At 71.5% G+C, this 14,050-nt stretch carries 14 protein-coding genes; 7 read left to right on the top strand and 7 right to left on the bottom strand.

Annotated features, from left to right (window positions below):
* Nucleotides 1-38 precede the first annotated feature (38 nt).
* The 5 genes from ABZU76_RS43525 (at nucleotide 39) to ABZU76_RS43505 (ending at nucleotide 5,773) form a co-directional block, all read left to right on the top strand.
* Nucleotides 39-1,181, top strand: coding sequence for a lactonase family protein (locus ABZU76_RS43525; protein WP_354881831.1), 1,143 nt, complete (start codon nucleotides 39-41; stop codon nucleotides 1,179-1,181).
* A gap of 71 nt (nucleotides 1,182-1,252) precedes the next feature.
* On the top strand, nucleotides 1,253-2,545 hold the full coding sequence (locus tag ABZU76_RS43520; protein WP_354881828.1) for an extracellular solute-binding protein: 1,293 nt from the start codon (nucleotides 1,253-1,255) through the stop codon (nucleotides 2,543-2,545).
* Nucleotides 2,545-3,501, top strand: a complete 957-nt coding sequence (locus ABZU76_RS43515; RefSeq protein WP_354881825.1) for a sugar ABC transporter permease — start codon at nucleotides 2,545-2,547, stop codon at nucleotides 3,499-3,501. Before ABZU76_RS43520 ends, ABZU76_RS43515 begins: the two co-directional genes overlap by 1 nt.
* Nucleotides 3,492-4,382 carry a carbohydrate ABC transporter permease gene (locus ABZU76_RS43510; RefSeq protein WP_354881822.1) on the top strand — a complete coding sequence of 297 codons (891 nt, stop codon included), beginning with the start codon at nucleotides 3,492-3,494 and terminating at the stop codon, nucleotides 4,380-4,382. Before ABZU76_RS43515 ends, ABZU76_RS43510 begins: the two co-directional genes overlap by 10 nt.
* A 2-nt stretch (nucleotides 4,383-4,384) precedes the next feature.
* Nucleotides 4,385-5,773 carry a beta-N-acetylhexosaminidase gene (locus ABZU76_RS43505; protein WP_354881819.1) on the top strand — a complete coding sequence of 463 codons (1,389 nt, stop codon included), beginning with the start codon at nucleotides 4,385-4,387 and terminating at the stop codon, nucleotides 5,771-5,773.
* A 3-nt stretch (nucleotides 5,774-5,776) separates the two neighbouring features.
* On the opposite strand, the gene ABZU76_RS43500 is transcribed toward ABZU76_RS43505, so the two are convergent.
* The 3 genes from ABZU76_RS43500 to ABZU76_RS43490 form a co-directional block, all read right to left on the bottom strand.
* Complete coding sequence (locus ABZU76_RS43500; RefSeq protein ID WP_354881816.1) at nucleotides 5,777-6,205, bottom strand: hypothetical protein; 429 nt, start codon at nucleotides 6,203-6,205, stop codon at nucleotides 5,777-5,779.
* Nucleotides 6,206-6,405: 200 nt separating this feature from the next.
* Nucleotides 6,406-7,074: a response regulator gene (locus ABZU76_RS43495; RefSeq protein WP_354881813.1), complete on the bottom strand. Its 669-nt coding sequence runs from the start codon at nucleotides 7,072-7,074 to the stop codon at nucleotides 6,406-6,408.
* Complete coding sequence (locus ABZU76_RS43490) at nucleotides 7,071-8,675, bottom strand: sensor histidine kinase (RefSeq protein WP_354881810.1); 1,605 nt, start codon at nucleotides 8,673-8,675, stop codon at nucleotides 7,071-7,073. Before ABZU76_RS43490 ends, ABZU76_RS43495 begins: the two co-directional genes overlap by 4 nt.
* Before the next feature lie 180 nt (nucleotides 8,676-8,855).
* Here ABZU76_RS43490 and ABZU76_RS43485 point away from each other — a divergent pair, with 180 nt between their 5' ends.
* On the top strand, nucleotides 8,856-10,241 hold the full coding sequence (locus ABZU76_RS43485) for a cation:dicarboxylase symporter family transporter (protein ID WP_354881807.1): 1,386 nt from the start codon (nucleotides 8,856-8,858) through the stop codon (nucleotides 10,239-10,241).
* Between the two features lie 116 nt (nucleotides 10,242-10,357).
* On the opposite strand, the gene ABZU76_RS43480 is transcribed toward ABZU76_RS43485, so the two are convergent.
* Nucleotides 10,358-10,750 carry a helix-turn-helix domain-containing protein gene (locus ABZU76_RS43480; RefSeq protein WP_354881804.1) on the bottom strand — a complete coding sequence of 131 codons (393 nt, stop codon included), beginning with the start codon at nucleotides 10,748-10,750 and terminating at the stop codon, nucleotides 10,358-10,360.
* A 113-nt stretch (nucleotides 10,751-10,863) separates the two neighbouring features.
* On the opposite strand from ABZU76_RS43480, the gene ABZU76_RS43475 reads away from it, so the two are divergent.
* The gene (locus ABZU76_RS43475; RefSeq protein ID WP_354881801.1) at nucleotides 10,864-12,276 is read left to right on the top strand and encodes an MFS transporter; all 1,413 of its coding nucleotides are present in this window, start codon (nucleotides 10,864-10,866) and stop codon (nucleotides 12,274-12,276) included.
* Here the strand turns inward: ABZU76_RS43475 and ABZU76_RS43470 are convergent.
* From ABZU76_RS43470 to ABZU76_RS43460, 3 genes are read right to left on the bottom strand one after another with little or no spacing between them, the layout of a single operon-like run.
* Entirely contained in the window at nucleotides 12,264-12,707 is a 444-nt protein-coding gene (locus tag ABZU76_RS43470) for an SRPBCC family protein (RefSeq protein WP_354881798.1), read from the bottom strand. The two genes, ABZU76_RS43475 and ABZU76_RS43470, sit on opposite strands and share 13 nt — an antisense overlap.
* Before the next feature lie 3 nt (nucleotides 12,708-12,710).
* The gene (locus ABZU76_RS43465; RefSeq protein WP_354881795.1) at nucleotides 12,711-13,427 is read right to left on the bottom strand and encodes a zf-HC2 domain-containing protein; all 717 of its coding nucleotides are present in this window, start codon (nucleotides 13,425-13,427) and stop codon (nucleotides 12,711-12,713) included.
* Nucleotides 13,424-13,972 carry a sigma-70 family RNA polymerase sigma factor gene (locus ABZU76_RS43460; RefSeq protein ID WP_220241983.1) on the bottom strand — a complete coding sequence of 183 codons (549 nt, stop codon included), beginning with the start codon at nucleotides 13,970-13,972 and terminating at the stop codon, nucleotides 13,424-13,426. The genes ABZU76_RS43465 and ABZU76_RS43460 overlap by 4 nt, the downstream gene beginning before the upstream one ends.
* Between the last annotated feature and the right edge of the window lie 78 nt (nucleotides 13,973-14,050).

Genomic DNA, 14,050 nt, shown 5'->3' with positions numbered 1-14,050 from the left:
ACCACCTTCTGGTCCCCTCACCGTTGGGAGAAACCTCGATGGCCGGACTTTCCCGTCGCACGTTCCTCGGCGCCGCCGGCGCCGCCGGACTCGGCACCGTGCTCAGCACCCAGCTCGCGAGCGCCGCACCCGCCGGGTGCCCGCGAGACGCGGCAACCACCGCGTACGTCGGCAGCTACACCAGCACCCCACCGGCCGGACACGGCCTCGACGTCACAGGCCGCACGGGCACCGCGCCGGCGCTCACACCGGAGCGCACCGTCGCGGGCGTGCCCGACGCGTCGTGGTTCGACCGCAGCCGCGACGGCCGCACCCTCTACGTGACCAACGAGGGCGACCCGAACGGCGCGATCTCCGCGCTCGACGTCACCACGGCGACGAGCCCGAGGCTGCTCAACTCCGTGTCGTCGAAGGGCAGCGCGCCCACGCACCTGTCGGTGCACAGCAGCCAGAAGTACGTGCTGGCGGCCAACTACGGCTCGGGCAGCGTGGTCGTGCTGCCGATCCTGGCGGGCGGCAAGCTCGGCCCTGCCACCGACGTGCAGCAGCACACCGGGGCCGAGCGCGACGCGCACGCGCACCAGGTAGTGAACGACCCGACCGGCCAGTGGGTGCTGTCGGTCGACCTCGGCGCCGACTCGGTCTACGTGTACTCGCTCGACACCGGCAGCGGGAAACTCGCGCTGCACCAGCAGGTCAAGCTCCCCTCCGGTGCGGGACCCCGGCACCTGACGTTCCACCCGAACGGCCGCCACGCCTACCTCGCGCAGGAGCTGCGGCCGGAGATCACCGTGCTGTCCTGGGACGCGGCAGCGGGCAAGCTCACGCCGCTCACGGTCGTCCCGGCGGTGCCGGCCGGCAGCACCGGCGACCTGTTCCCCGGTGAGATCGCCGTGTCGAAGGACGCGAAGTTCGTCTACGCGACCGTGCGCGGTCCGAACACGATCGCCACGTTCTCGGTCTCCGGCGGCGGCACCACCTTGACGCTCGTGTCCGGTGTGGACACCGGGGGCAACTGGCCGCGCCACCTCGCGCTCTCGCCCGACGAGCGCTGGTTCTACGTGTCCAACCAGCGTTCGGGCACCGTCACCTGGCTGCCGCGCGACCCGGCCACGGGCCTGCCCGGCGCGGTCGCCGGCTCGCTCGCCGTGCCGTCGGTCAACTCCGTTTTCTTCGCCTGACCCGGCGTTGCCCGCAGGCGGCGGACCGACCGGTCCGTCGCCGCCGGGCCCTACCCTCTGGGAGCTCAACGATGAGAGTGCGTCGTACGTCCACCGTCATCAGCGTCGCCGCGGCGCTGGCCCTGCTGGCCGGCTGCGCACCCACGCAGTCCGCCCCGGCCGCGGCCGGCGGGGACGACCAGACCGGCACCCTGCGGGTGTGGCTGTTCGACGAGGCCAGCCGCGCGCCCAAGGAAGCGGCGGTGAAGGAGGCCATCACCGAGTTCAAGGCCGCGCACGCCGGCGTGGACGTCGACGTGCAGTGGGTGCCGGTCGAGGGTCGCGCCGACAAGTTCTCCGGCGCCTTCAACGACCCGTCGAACGCCCCGGACGTCGCCGAATTCGGCAACACCGATGTGGCGAGCTACGCCCAGACCGGCGCGCTCAGCGACCTCACGGGCGACATCTCGTCGTGGAGCGAGGGCAAGGACCTGCTGCCCTCGGTGCTCGACACCGCGAAGTCGGGCGGCAAGACCTACGGCCTGCCCTGGTATACCGGCATCCGCGCCCTCTACTACCGGACCGACGTGTTCACCGAGCTGGGCCTCAAGCCGCCGGCCACCCTCGCGGACCTGACCGACGACGCCCGCAAGATCCACGCCGCCAAGCCCGACCTCTACGGCATCTCGACCGGCGGCAAGTACACCTACGCACTCCTGCCGTTCGTCTGGGCCAACGGTGGTGACGTGGCCAAGTCCGACGGTGGCAAGTGGACGTCCACTGTGGAATCCGCCCAGGCGAAGGCCGGCATCACCGCGTACGCGAACCTGCTCAAGGACGACATCTGCCCGCCCGCCGCGTGCGCGAACCTCACCGGCACGCAGAGCGTGACCGCGTTCGCCGGCGGCAAAGCCGGGATGACCATCGGCGGTGACTTCAACCGCAAGGCCGTGGAGCAGGGCGCGGTGAAGGGCAAGTACGCCGTGGTCCCGCTGCCGGGCACCACCCCGGGCTCGGTCGCGCCCGCGTTCGCCGGCGGCAACCTGCTGGGTGTGTTCGGCGCGAGCAAGCGCCACGGGCTCGCCGTGCAGTTCGCGGAGCTGCTGGCCGGGGCGAAGTACCAGGAGAAGATGTACAACGCCATGGGCAACCTGGCCACGCTGGAGAGCGTGCAGAAGAAGCTCGCGGCGAGCGACCCGACGCTCAAGCCGTTCGTGGACACCCTCGCCGCCGGCACGAAGTTCGTGCCGAGCACGCCCGGCTGGTCGAAGATCGACAGCCAGAACGTGCTGCCCACCGCCGTCCAGCAGATCGCGACCGGCGGCAAGGACGTGGACGGGGCGCTCGCCGACGCCACGGCGGCGATGAACAAGAACTTCGGCTGATGGTCACCCAGCAGCTGCCCGTCTCCGTCCCGGCTCCGGTCGCGCCCCGACGCGCGCGCCGGCGCCGGGACGGCCGGGCGGCCCTGATGTACCTGCTGCCCGCGGGCATCCTGCTCGCGGCGCTGCTGGTGTACCCGATCTACCAGCTGGTGCTGATCTCGTTCTACGACTACGGGCAGCCTCAGGCCGCGGGCGCGGCGCCGCTGGTGTTCCTCGGTTTCGACAACTACGCGGCGCTCCTGCAGGACGTGCAGTTCTGGACGGTGCTCGCGAAGACCGTCGGGTTCGCCGCCGCGTGCGTGATCGGCAGCCTCGTGGTCGGCACGGCGCTGGCGGTACTGGCGTCGAGGGTACGCGGGGTGCCGCGCACGCTGCTGTTCCTCGCGGCGCTCGGCGCGTGGTCGACGCCCGCGATCGCCGGCTCGTACGTGTGGCTGTTTCTCTTCGACACCGACTTCGGTCTCGTGAACGAGGTGCTCTCGGGCATCGGCTTCACGGGTATGGCGCACCACTCCTGGACGTTCGGCACCTTCGGCGCGTTCGGGCTCGTCGCGGCCGAGGTGATCTGGTGCTCGTTCCCGTTCGTGCTGGTCACGATGTACGCCGGGATCAAGGCGATCTCCGACGAGGTCCTCGAGGCCGCGTCGCTCGACGGCGCGTCGATGTGGCGCAGCACGTGGACGGTCGTGCTGCCGATGGTGCGGCCACTGCTGATGATCGCGACGATCCAGTCGATCATCTGGGACTTCAAGGTGTTCACGCAGATCTACGTGATGACCAACGGCGGCGGCGTGGCGGGGCGCAACCTCGTGCTCAACGTCTACGCCTACCAGCAGGCTTTCGCCGGGCAGGAGTACGGCCTCGGCTCGGCGATCGGAGTCGTGATGACGGTGCTGCTCCTGTCGATCACCGGGCTGTACGTCCGGTCCCAGCGCCGGAGCACGGCATGGCTGTGATCAGTGCGCGGTCCCCCTCGAAAAGCACGGGCCGCCGGGTGCGACGGCCGGGCCGGCTCGTCGCGGAGATCATCACGGTCGTGGTGGCCGGGATCGTGGCGTTCCCGCTCTACTGGATGGTGCTCTCGGCGTTCAAGCCGGCGGGTGAGATCCAGACGGCCAACCCGAAACCGTGGACGCTCGCACCTTCGCTCGACAGCTTCCAGCGGGTGCTCACCGTGTCGGGCTTCGGCCGGTTCTTCGTGAACAGCCTCGTGGTCGCGCTCGCCGTGGTGGTGCTGTCGCTGCTGCTGTCCTTCCTGTCCGCGGTGGCGCTCACGCGGTTCCGCTTCCGTGGGCGCACGGTGCTGCTGGTGATGATCCTCGTGGCGCAGATGGTGCCGGTGGAGGCACTGACGATCCCGCTGTTCTTCCTGATGCGCCAGATCGGCGCGGTCGCGCCGGCGTTCGGGCTCAACGAGCTGGGCTCGCTCGTGCTGGTGCACCTGGCGTTCAGCCTGCCGTTCGCGATCTGGATGCTGCGCGGATTCGTCGCGGCGGTGCCGGTGGAGCTGGAGGAAGCGGCGAAGCTGGACGGCGCGTCACGGATGCGCTTCACCTGGCAGATCCTGTTCCCGCTGGTGGCGCCCGGCTTGGTCGCCGTGAGCGTGCTGGCGTTCATCCACGCGTGGAACGACTTCCTGTTCGCGAAGACGTTCATCATCTCGAAGACCGAGAACCAGACGCTGCCGCAGGCAATCCTGGTGTTCTTCAAACCGGAGGACACCGACTGGGGCGCGGTGATGGCGTCATCCACCCTCATGACGATCCCGGTGCTGGTGTTCTTCGTGCTGATGCAACGCCGGCTCGTCTCCGGGATGTCCGGCGCGGTGAAAGGCTGATCATGCCCGGGTTCGACACCCTGCTCCCCCGTCCCGTCTCCGTCACCGAGGCCCCGGGCACGTGCCCCTGGCCGGCGCCGGTCACCGTGCGGCCGGCGCCGGCGCTGCCCGCCGAGGGCTACCGCCTGACGATCACGCCGCGCGGCGTCACGCTGGCGGTCGCCGACGCGGCGGGTGAGGTGTACGGCCGGCAGACGCTGCGCCAGCTCGCCGGGCCGGACGCGTTCCGGGCGGCGTCGATCCGCACTGGGCTGACGCTGCAGTGCGGCGTGGTGGAGGACCACCCGCGGTTCGGCTGGCGCGGCTGCCTGCTCGACGTGGCGCGGCACTTCCGCACGAAGGCCGAGGTGCTGCGGTTCGTCGACCTGCTGGCGGCGCACAAGCTCAACGTGCTGAACCTGCACCTGACCGACGACCAGGGCTGGCGGATCGAGGTGCCGCGGTTCCCGCGCCTGACCTCGGTCGGCGGCTGGCGGCGTTCGTCGATGGTCGGGCGCCACGACGGCCCCGAGCGCGACGGCCGTCCCCACGGCGGGTTCTACACCACCGACGACCTGCGGGAGATCGTCGCGTACGCCGCTTCGCGGGCTGTGACGGTGGTGCCGGAGATCGACGTGCCGGGCCACGCCCGCGCGGCCATCGCCGCGTACCCGACGCTCGGCCCCGATCCCGACGCGGACTGGGAGGTGTGGACGTCCTGGGGCATCAGCACCTCGCTGCTGGATCCGTCGGAGTCCACATTGGACTTCTTCCGCACGGTGTTCGACCACGTGCTGGACATCTTCCCCTCGCCGGTCATCGGCCTCGGCGGCGACGAGGTGCCGGGCGCGACCGAGTCCCACGGCCGGTTCGTCCGCGACATCGCCGCGCACCTGGCTTCGCGCGGCCGGCAGGCGCTCGGCTGGGACGAAGTGCTCGACATCGACGACCTCCCGCCCATGATGATCGGCGCCTGGCAGGACGAGGCGCGCGGCGAGCTGGCCGCGTCGCGGGGTCACGACGTGGTGCTGTGCCCGGAAGACCGCGTGTACCTCGACCACCGCCAGTCCGACCACCCGGACGAGCCCATCCCCGTCGGCTACCTGCGCACGCTGGAGGACGTCTACACCTACGATCCGGCGTTGACCGGTCCCCACCTGCGCGGCGCCCAGGCCCAGGTCTGGACCGAACACCTCGACACCGCCCGGCGCGTGGACTACGCGGCTTTCCCCCGGCTGAGCGCGTTCGCGGAGCTGGCGTGGAGCACCGGGCCCCGCGACTTCGCCGAGTTCCTGCCGCGGCTGCGCGAGCACCATCTGCCGCGGCTCGACGCGCTGGGGGTGGAATACCGGCCGCTCGACGGGCCGCACCCGTGGCAGACCCGGCCAGGCGTGCCGGGGCGGCCGCGCTGAGTCCTAGCGCTGCCCGCGGTCCGGCCTGACCACGTGGGGCCCGGGCTTCCCGTCCGGCAGCGCGCTCATCGGACGGACACCCGTGGCCCACCACCAGAACGCCGCTCCGACCACCGCCACCAGCAGCCCGCCCACCATCAGGACGACGGCGAGCCACACGACCGACGCCGACAGCGCGGCCATGCCCCCGACCACGGCCAGCACCCCGGCGAAATACACCAGCGCCCACGCCAGCAGCGACTGCCTCACCTTCCGGGCGGCCGCGACACGCAGCCGAAGTTCGGCGCCGCACCAACCGCAGACGGCGGTCGCCGAGGCATACCCGGTCGCGGGGCGCCGGACGGTGAGCGGCGAGGTACGTTCGCCGCCTTCGGCACTCCGCTCGTGCGCGAGGTGCCGCAGTCGCAGCCGTGGGCGCGGGTCTCGCTCCACCGGTTTCCCCTTCGTCGGGCTGGTTCGCGGCGACCGTACCGCGCGCCCCGCCGAGCTGTGTAGAGCGTTATACAGAACAGTGAGCGAACAACCATCCGGGTGAAACCGGGCGATTCGCCCCACGCATCCGGGTACGACCGAGCAGCGGCTGACCCGCGGCGTTCAGCGCGGCTCGCGTGACGGCAGCGGCCCGTACGGCGCTAAGCCGGGCCGTGGCGGTACCAGACCTCGGGCCGGCCGACCTGGCCGTAGCGGGGCTCGCGGTGGGCCAAGCCATTGTCCGCCAAGTACTCCAGGTAGCGGCGGGCCGTGACGCGCGAAGCGCCGATCGCGCTCGCCGCGCCGGCGGCGGAGAGGCCTTCGGAGGCGGCGGCGAGGGCGGCGGTGATGGCTTCGAGCGTCTCGGCGCTCATGCCCTTCGGCAGGGCGTGCTGCTCGCTCGTGCGCAGCGTGGCGAGGGCGCGGTCGATCTCGGCCTGGCCGGTGACCTCGCCCGAAGCCTGGTGGAACTCGGCGTAGCGCTCGAGCTTTTCTCGCAGTGAAGCGAAAGTGAACGGTTTCAGCAGGTACTGCACCACGCCCACCGACACCGCCGCCTTCACCAGCGCGAGGTCGCGCGCCGAGGTCACCGCGATGACGTCGATGGGCAGGCCGGCCGCGCGCAGGGAGCGGCACACGGCGAGGCCGTGGGTGTCGGGCAGGTAGAAGTCGAGCAGCACGAGGTCGACGGGTTCGCGTTCGCAGAAGCGCAGCGCGTCGCCGCCGGAGTGGACCACGCCGGCGACGCTGAAGCCGGGCAAGCGCTCCACGTAGAGCCGGTGGGCCTCGGCGGCCACGGGCTCGTCCTCCACCACCAGCACGCGGATCACCGCAGCGCCTCCTGCCTCGGCAACCGGACCGTGAACACCGCGCCGCCGTCTCGGCCGACGTCCACGCCGCCGCCGTAGCGGCGCACGGCCTGGACCACCAGCGCGAGCCCGAGCCCGTGGCCCTCGCCCGCCTTCGTGGACCAGCCGCGGCGGAACATGTCCTCCACAGCTTCCTCCGGTACGCCCGGGCCGTTGTCGGCGACCCGTAGCAGCAGCCCGTCCTCGTCGGTCCGCGCGGTCACGACCACCGCGGGCCGGCCGCTCGCCCCGCGCGCGGCGGCGTCGATGCCGTTGTCGACGAGGTTGCCCAGGATCGTCACGAGGTCCCGGCCGACGATCTCCGGGCCGAGGTCCTCGATCACCGTGTCGGGGGTGATCGTGAACTCGACGCCACGTTCGCTGGCCTCCGCGGCCTTGCCGAGCAACAGGGCCGCCAGCACGGGCTCGGACACCGCGCTCATCACGCGGTCGGTGAGCTCCTGGGCCAGGGCGAGCTCGGCCGTCGCGAACTCCACCGCGTCCTCGGGCCGGCCGAGCTCCACCAGGGAAACGACGGTGTGCAGCCGGTTCGCCGCCTCGTGCGCCTGCGACCGCAGCGCCTCCGCGAGGCTGCGGGCGGTGGTGAGCTCGCCCGTCAGCGTCTGCAGTTCCGTGTGGTCACGCAGGATCACCACGGTGCCCTGCGCGCGTCCGCCGGAGCGCACGACCGTGGTACTCACCACCAGCACGCGCGTGTCGGTGAGGTGCAGCTCCTCGGTGCGCGTCTCGGCGGAGACGAACGCGGCCACCAGTTCCGGCGGCAGCCCCAGCTCGACCAGCGGCTGCCCGACCGGATCCGCGGTCAGGCCCAGGAGCGTGCGCGCACCGTCGTTGCACAGGCCGACGCGGCCGTCGCGCCCGACCAGCAGCACGCCCTCGCGCACGGAATGCAGCACCGCTTCGTGGTACTCGAACAGGTTGCTGAGCTCACCGGGCGCGATCCCGCGCGTCTGCCGCTTGAGCCGGGCGCTCACGAGCCAGCCGCCGCACGCGCCGACGAGCAGCACCGCGGCCGCGACGCCGGCGAGCGGCCACACGCGGTCGCGCAGCTCGGCGGAGATCGCGGCGATCGTGATGCCCACCGCCACGAGGGCGACGACGCGGTGGTTCGCGTCGAACACCGGCACCACGGCCCGGACCGAAGGCCCGAGCGAACCCGTGTAGGTCTCGGTGACCACACCACCCTGCTGGGCGGCGGCGATGTGGCCGAGGAACGGCTGCCCGATCAACGCCGGGTTCGGGTGGGTGTAGCGGATCCCTTGCGGGGTCATGATCGTGACGAAGTCGACGTCGGCGTCGGTCTGCACCCGCACTGCGTAAGGCTGCAGCACGGTCGTCGGGTCCGGTGTGGACACCGCTCGGGCCACACTCGGCGAGTCGGCGATCGCGTGGGCGACCGCCAGCGACTGGTCGCGCGCCCGGTCGGTCGTCGTGTGGCCGGCGTCGAGGTACGCGATGGTGATCCCGCCGCCCACGAGCACCAGCAGCACCGCCAGCTGGAGCACCAGCAGCTGGCGGGCGAGGCTCCAGCGGCTCGTCCGGGTCCGGGTGGGGGCAGGCACGTGCTCATACCAGCACACGCGGGCGCGGGGCAACACCCGGGTGGTGCTACGACCCTCGTGTACCACCGTCCGAACCGGACCGGACCTATCGTGCGAACTCAATGAACACAACGGTGACGCTGGTCATATCCTCCCCGCATAGTGACCGGCGTTCCACCCATTCCCCCACTGGAGGCAACGGTGCCGACACCGACCCCCGAAGCGGCCGCGCCCAAGCGCGACCGCACGCGTTACCTCTACCTGGCCGTGATCGTCGCCGTGGTGCTCGGCGCCGCGGTCGGCTTGATCTGGCCGTCGGTCGGCAAACAGCTCGCACCGCTGGGCACCGGTTTCGTCAACCTGATCAAGATGATGATCGCGCCGATCATCTTCTGCACCATCGTGCTGGGCATCGGCTCGGTAGCGAAGGCGGCGAAGGTCGGCAAGGTGGGCATCACCGCGCTGGTCTACTTCGTCGTGATGTCGACGTTCGCGCTCGCGATCGGCCTCATCGTCGGCAACATCCTGCACCCGGGCAGTGGTCTGCACCTCAACCCGGCCGACGTCACCAAGGTCCACGACCAGGCCAAGGGCGCCGAGGGTGGCGTCGACTTCGTGCTCGGGATCATCCCGACCTCGTTCGTCTCGGCGTTCACCGAGGGCCAGACCCTGCAGGCGCTGCTCATCGCGCTGCTGACCGGGTTCGCGCTGCAGAAGCTCGGCCGGCGCGGCGAGCCGATCCTGCGTGGCATCGAGCACGTGCAGCGCCTGGTGTTCCGCATCCTGTCGATGATCATGTGGGCCGCGCCCGTCGGCGCGTTCGGCGCGATCGCGGCGGTGGTCGGTGCCACCGGCTGGGGCGCGCTGCGCAGCCTGCTGGTGATCATGCTCGGCTTCTACGTCACCTGCCTGATCTTCGTCTTCGGCATCCTCGGCACGGTGCTGTGGCTGGGTGCGCGGGTCAACATCCTCCAGCTGCTCAGGTACCTCGGCCGCGAGTTCCTGCTGATCCTGTCCACCTCGTCGTCGGAATCGGCGCTGCCGCGGCTGATCGCGAAGATGGAGCACCTCGGGGTGAGCAAGCCGGTCGTCGGCATCACGGTGCCCACGGGCTACTCGTTCAACCTCGACGGCACGGCGATCTACCTGACCATGGCGACCCTGTTCATCGCCACGGCGCAGGACCAGCCACTGGCGCTGGGCGAGCAGATCGGGTTGTTGCTGTTCATGATCCTCGCCTCGAAGGGTGCGGCGGGCGTCAGCGGCGCCGGCATCGCGACCCTGGCGAGCGGCCTGCAGTCGCACCGGCCGGAGCTGGTCGACGGCGTCGGGTTCATCCTCGGCATCGACCGGTTCATGTCCGAGGCCCGCGCCCTGACGAACTTCGCCGGCAACGCCGTGGCGACCGTCCTCATCGGATCGTGGATGAAGGAGTTCGACCGCGACAAGTCCCGCCAGGTCTTCGCGGGCTCCGCGCCGTTCGACGAAGCCACGCTGCTCGACGAAGCGCCCGCACCCGCCGAACCGCTCGCCACTGAGCCGCCCACCGACCGGGGCGAACCCGTCGGAGCCTCAGCGGGCAACTGAAGCCGTTCGCACCCCAGGGCTCCTTCCGGCCCACACTCCCCCCGCCGGGGTGCGAACACCCCCGTGTGCCGTGGTCGTGAGCGTCCCCCGTGCTCACGACCACGGCACACGCGTTTCTACTGCGCGTCGTAGGCCTCGCGTGCCACGGCGATCGCCTCGCGGTGGCGCTGCGCCCAGTCGACGAGCCCCGACAGCGTGCCGTAGAGCTCACGCGCCATCGGCGTCGCCTCGTACTCCACGCGCGGCGGCACGGTCGGGTAGACGGTGCGCTCCAGCAGCCCGTCGCGTTCGAGGTTGCGCAGGGTCAGCGTGAGCATCCGGCGGCTGATGCCCGCCACCGAGCGTTCCAGCTCCGTGAACCGCACCGGGCCCTGCGACGCCTCCAGCAGGATGCCGATCGCCCACTTGCCGCTGATCCGGTTGAGCACCTCGAGCAGCGTGCACGCCTCGAGTTTCTCCGGGTCGATCGTGCTGACCTGGTCGGTCACACCGGTGTTCCCCTGGGACATGAAAGTGCCTCCTTCCTCGCTCCTCGATGGTCACACAAGATGGTCGCTGTAACAAGAGATGCCCTGGGCACGACCTGGGGATTCTCTTCGGTGATCGTTCTGGAGGGACCGAAATGCCGGAAGTCCGTCGCCGGGCCGTCGCACTGGTGGTGCTGTGCGCGGCCTCGCTCATGGTGGTGCTCGACGGGACCATCGTCGCCGTCGCGCTGCCCTCGATCCAGGCCGAGCTTGGCTTCACGTCCGCGGGGCTGGCCTGGGTCGTCAACGCCTACCTCGTCGCGTTCGGCGGGCTGCTCCTGCTCTCGGGCCGGCTCGGTGACCTGCTGGGCCGGCGGCGGGTGTTCCTCGCCGGGCTCGTGGTCTTCACCGCGTCGTCGCTCCTGGCCGGGCTCTCGACCGACGCGGCGGTACTGGTGGCCGCCCGGTTCGTGCAGGGTATCGGCGGCGCGCTCGCGTCGGCCGTGGTGCTGGGCATGATCGTGACGATGTACCCCGAACCCCGGGCGCAGGCCCGGGCGATCGGCGTCTTCAGCTTCACGCAGGCCTCGGGCGCGTCGATCGGGCTCATCGCCGGCGGCGCGCTCACGCAGGCGCTCGACTGGCACTGGACCTTCTACGTGAACCTGCCGATCGGCGTCGCCGCGCTGGTGCTGGCGCCGCTGGTCATGGACGCCGATCGCGGCCGGGGACTGCGCACCGGGATCGACGCGCTGGGCGCGGTCCTCGTGACGGGCGGCGTGATGCTGCTGGTGTACGGGATCGTCGAGACCGGCGCAGCGCTTCCCTTGGCAGGCGCGGCTTTGCTGCTTGTCGCGTTCGTCGTCCGGCAGGCTCGCGCGCGGACTCCGTTGCTGCCGCTGCGGCTGTTCCGCGTTCGCGCGATCAGCGGCGCCAACGTCACGATGGTGTTCATGGTCGCCGGCATGATGGGCTTCCAGTTCGTGACCGCGTTGTACCTGCAGAAGGTGCTCGGGCTCGACGCGCTCGCCACCGGGCTTGCGTTCCTGCCGGCGCCGGTGATGATCGCGGTGTTCTCGCTGGGGATTTCGGCGAAGCTCAGCGCGCGCTTCACGCCGGGCGCGGTGCTGCTGGGCGGGCTCGTGGTGGTCGTGATCGCCTTCGCGTTGCTCACCGCCGTGCCCACGGACGGCAGCTACTTCCTGCACGTGTTCCCGGCGCTGGTGCTCATGGGTTCCGGTGCGGGCGCGGCCATCCCGGCCGTGATGGGGCTGGCGATGTCCGGGACCGACCCGGCCGACGCGGGGGTGGCGTCGGGCCTGATCACCACCACGCAGCAGGTCGGCGCGGCCATCGGCACCGCGGTGCTCGCCACGGCCGCGGCGGCGCGCACAGCAGGGCTGGCGTCGGAGGGGGCCCGCGCCGCACTCGCTTCGGGTTACCGGCTCGCGTACGGGCTGAGCGCGGGCTTCGTGGCACTCGCCGCGGTGGCGGCTGCGCTCGTGCTGGTGCGCCGCCCGCGCTCGGTCGCGGAGCCCGAGCTGTGCGTGGCGGGTCAGGCCAGGTAGGCGGCCAGACCGCGGTGGCCCCGGCGCATCATCCACGCGTGGTTGGCGTGGAAGAACGGCCGGGCCACCGTGTCCAGCTTGCGCAGCAAGGGTTTGCAGGCCCGCACGTGCTGCGTGATCTCCAGCCGCGTGCCCTCGCCGACGGCGTGCAGCGCGCCGGCGAGGAACCCTTCGAGGTCGCCGCTCAGGCCGACTCGGACGTGGCCCGTGACGGGGTCCTCTTCCTCGCGGCGCATGGCGATCACGAGGTGGTAGGGCAAGCGCGAGCGGCAGACGACCTCGGCGGTGTCGTCGTCGAGGCGGCGGACCGAGCGCACGTCATGCCACCAGTTCGGATACGCCTCGAGGTCCACGACGGCGTCGAAGACCCGGCGGGCCGGGGCGGCCGGGAGCCACCAGGTACTGGAGAACCGGTACTCCGCTCCCGCCACGGCCTACACCTGCGCCGAGACCAGGTCCCGGCCGTCGAGGGTGACGATGCCGACCGAGGCGACGTCCGCCGGCGCCACCAGCGCCGAACCGTCGAGGCCGAAGCCCTGCGTGCTCCACTTCTCCGACACGAGCCAGCTGCCGGCGTCCCACTTCGCGCCGGTCTTGTCCGTGACCACGAGCTTGCACTTCTCGCCCGCGGGGATCCCCTTCACGGCCACGTGCACCTTGACCCAGCCGGCCGCCGGGATCACCGACGCGGTGAGGCTCGCGCCCGTCGCCGCGTTGGTGGCGGCCACGTCTCGGGTGCCGGGCACGGCCACCTGCTGGGCGGGCTCGGGCGCTGTCTGACGGCCGATGAAGACCCCGCCGCCGAGCGCCACAGCGGCGACCACCGCCGCGGCCGCGATCGCGAGCCCCCGGCGTGAACCGGAGCGGCTCGGTGCCGCGGTGGATGGGGCGGGGGCGGACTGCTCCTCCTCGGCCCGGATCCGGCGCAGCGTGCGCTGCAGCAACAGGTCACCGCCCTCGGGCGGGCCGTCGAGGAACGCCTCGGGCGGCACCTCGTCGAGCGCCTCCCGCAGGGCGCCGAAGTCCTTGAGCTCGAAGCGGCACTGCGCGCACGTGGCCAGGTGGCGTTCGAACTCGACCGCCTCGGCCGGGTCCAGCGCGCCGAGGACATAGGCGCCGAGCTGCGCGTGTTCCTGCTCGACCGCGCTCATCTCACCGCCTCCGTTCCACCGCTCACCATCGCCGCGCGCAGGGCGCGCAGCGCGTAGTAGGACCGGGATTTCACGGTGCCGGGAGCGACCCCCAGCATCTCGGCTGCCTCCGCCACCGATCTCCCTCGATAGTAGATCTCCACGAGCACGTCGCGATGCTCTTGCGACAACCCTTCGAGGGCTCCCAGCACCGTCATCGAGTCGACCACCCCCTGGGCGTGGTCGCGTTCCACCGGCGCCGCGAGCGTCTCCGGGCCCTCGGCGACTTCGGGTGGCCGCGAAGCGCGAGCCCGCGCCCGGTCCGTGACGAGGTTGCGCACCACGGTGAGCAGCCAGCCGCGCACGGACCCCTGGCGGTCGCCGCTCAGGTCGTCGGCGTGTTTCCAGGCGCGCACGAGCGTCTCCTGGACCACGTCCTCGGCGGCCGCGCGGTCACCCGTGAGCCTGGTCGCGTAAGCCACCAGGCTCCTGCCGTGTTCCGCGTAGAGCTGCTCCACGAGCCGCTCGGCGGCGGCCCGTTTCGGCCGCCCGCGTCCGATCGCCACCCTCGACCTCCCGACGGTGTTCTGGGTAGGCGAGGACAGTACTGCAAACCGCGGCGTGAACGCCGGTCGTCGCCGCAC

Source organism: Amycolatopsis sp. NPDC005232 (genome assembly GCF_040607795.1).
In the GTDB taxonomy this organism is placed as follows: Bacteria; Actinomycetota; Actinomycetes; order Mycobacteriales; family Pseudonocardiaceae; genus Amycolatopsis.
This window is presented reverse-complemented; position numbering and strand designations above follow the sequence as displayed.

Excerpts from the sequence above, each read along its gene's own strand:
- ABZU76_RS43465 (WP_354881795.1), bottom strand. The coding sequence starts at position 13,427 with ATGAGCGCGGTCGAGCAGGAACACGCGCAGCTCGGCGCCTATGTCCTC.
- ABZU76_RS43520 (WP_354881828.1), top strand. The coding sequence starts at position 1,253 with ATGAGAGTGCGTCGTACGTCCACCGTCATCAGCGTCGCCGCGGCGCTG.
- ABZU76_RS43510 (WP_354881822.1), top strand. The coding sequence starts at position 3,492 with ATGGCTGTGATCAGTGCGCGGTCCCCCTCGAAAAGCACGGGCCGCCGG.
- ABZU76_RS43505 (WP_354881819.1), top strand. The coding sequence starts at position 4,385 with ATGCCCGGGTTCGACACCCTGCTCCCCCGTCCCGTCTCCGTCACCGAG.
- ABZU76_RS43475 (WP_354881801.1), top strand. The coding sequence starts at position 10,864 with ATGCCGGAAGTCCGTCGCCGGGCCGTCGCACTGGTGGTGCTGTGCGCG.
- ABZU76_RS43515 (WP_354881825.1), top strand. The coding sequence starts at position 2,545 with ATGGTCACCCAGCAGCTGCCCGTCTCCGTCCCGGCTCCGGTCGCGCCC.
- ABZU76_RS43525 (WP_354881831.1), top strand. The coding sequence starts at position 39 with ATGGCCGGACTTTCCCGTCGCACGTTCCTCGGCGCCGCCGGCGCCGCC.
- ABZU76_RS43480 (WP_354881804.1), bottom strand. The coding sequence starts at position 10,750 with ATGTCCCAGGGGAACACCGGTGTGACCGACCAGGTCAGCACGATCGAC.